Origin of the sequence: Paraburkholderia guartelaensis (genome assembly GCF_004353905.1) — a bacterium.
In the GTDB taxonomy this organism is placed as follows: Bacteria; Pseudomonadota; Gammaproteobacteria; order Burkholderiales; family Burkholderiaceae; genus Paraburkholderia; species Paraburkholderia guartelaensis.
In genome coordinates, this window is the sequence record NZ_SMOD01000151.1 from 1 (window position 1) to 1370 (window position 1370).

A 1370-nucleotide genomic window follows, 5' to 3' on the forward strand; every position below is an offset into this window, starting at 1 on the left:
CTGGTGTACCGGTTGTGACGCCAGTCGCATCGCCGGGTAGCTATGTTCGGAAGAGATAACCGCTGAAAGCATCTAAGCGGGAAACTCGCCTCAAGATGAGACTTCCCCGGGGACTAGATCCCCTTGAAGGGTCGTTCGAGACCAGGACGTTGATAGGTCAGGTGTGGAAGCGCAGTAATGCGTTAAGCTAACTGATACTAATTGCCCGTAAGGCTTGATCCTATAACAGGTGTGCCTCCCTCCCGCTGTGGAGAGAAGGGTGCACAGGTTGAGAGATCGCGTGTTGTGCCTGAAACAACACAACCCCAATTCAGCAACACCTCTTTACGCTTCTTCCCGATTGGCTGTGGCGCCAGGTCCAAAAGACCCGATGCGACGCAGCAACCCGTCATGCCTGATGACCATAGCGAGCTGGTCCCACCCCTTCCCATCCCGAACAGGACCGTGAAACAGCTCCACGCCGATGATAGTGCGGATTGCCCGTGTGAAAGTAGGTAATCGTCAGGCTCCTTATGCAGTAACGTCCAGAACCCCGGTGTCTCCGAAAGAGCGCCGGGGTTCTGGCGTTTGGGCGCCAGAAAAAATCAGCTCGCCCATTCAAGGCGCCAGCCAGGTCCTGCGCCATTCCCCGTCTTCAAACACGAGGCTGGCCCGCCTATGCCCTGCGGGATTCAAATCGAGGTAGTCAATTCTCGATACGGTCACATCAATCAGGCAGAAATTTTCGAATCCCGCCGATGAGTCGAGATCTTCGGCGTGCGTCGTTGCATGCGCCTCAGCGGGAGACGCAACCGGTGTCGCGGGTGCAAGCGGCGTGCGATAGACGATCAATGTCCGAGGTCTGCTAGAGTCCCAGACCGCTCTCGTTTCCGAGGGCGTCTCGACGATTCTCGCAACGCCGTACAGCCTTATCTGAATCCCGCCGTCGAGATCACAGCCGACGAGCGATATGCGCGGGTCGCGCCGCAATTCGGCCACCTTCGTAGACCGCACGTCGGTATGGAAAATGACTGAACGCAGCTCGCGAGAGACACGGCGCAACACGACCGTCCGCACGGCAGGTGCACCGTCTAGAGAGGTGGTGCCGCTTGTTCGGACAGGGTCCCGCGATTTTTAAGTGGAACGTCCGGGGCGATCATGCTGCCGATTTGATCGCTGGCAGCGTCGCGAAGTATGCCTCATCGGGCGTCTGATCCGCCAGACTCGAATGAGGACGTTTGCGGTTGTACAGCTCAATGTATTGGCCAATGGAGCGCCGGGCGTGGCTGACCGACTCGTAGGCTCTCAAATAAATCTCTTCGTACTTGATGCTGCGCCACACGCGCTCGACAAACACGTTGTCGCGCCAGGCGCCTTTGCCGTCCATCGAC

Annotated in this window: 1 protein-coding gene, 2 rRNA genes and 1 pseudogene; 2 read left to right on the top strand and 2 right to left on the bottom strand. The window is 58.0% G+C overall.

Features of this window, described 5'->3' with window-relative positions; genetic code table 11:
• Together E1N52_RS43730 and rrf are read left to right on the top strand one after the other, a co-directional pair.
• A 23S ribosomal RNA gene (locus E1N52_RS43730) occupies window positions 1-222 on the top strand; the annotation flags it as partial.
• 171 nt (window positions 223-393) lie between these two features.
• Window positions 394-507, top strand: a 5S ribosomal RNA gene (gene rrf / locus E1N52_RS43735).
• A 90-nt stretch (window positions 508-597) separates the two neighbouring features.
• Here the strand turns inward: rrf and E1N52_RS43740 are convergent.
• Together E1N52_RS43740 and E1N52_RS43745 are read right to left on the bottom strand one after the other, a co-directional pair.
• Window positions 598-1074, bottom strand: a pseudogene (locus E1N52_RS43740) (pyridoxamine 5'-phosphate oxidase family protein); the annotation flags it as partial.
• Between the two features lie 61 nt (window positions 1075-1135).
• A partial coding sequence (locus E1N52_RS43745; RefSeq protein WP_133190276.1) for an integrase core domain-containing protein occupies window positions 1136-1370 on the bottom strand: 235 nt, incomplete at its 5' end.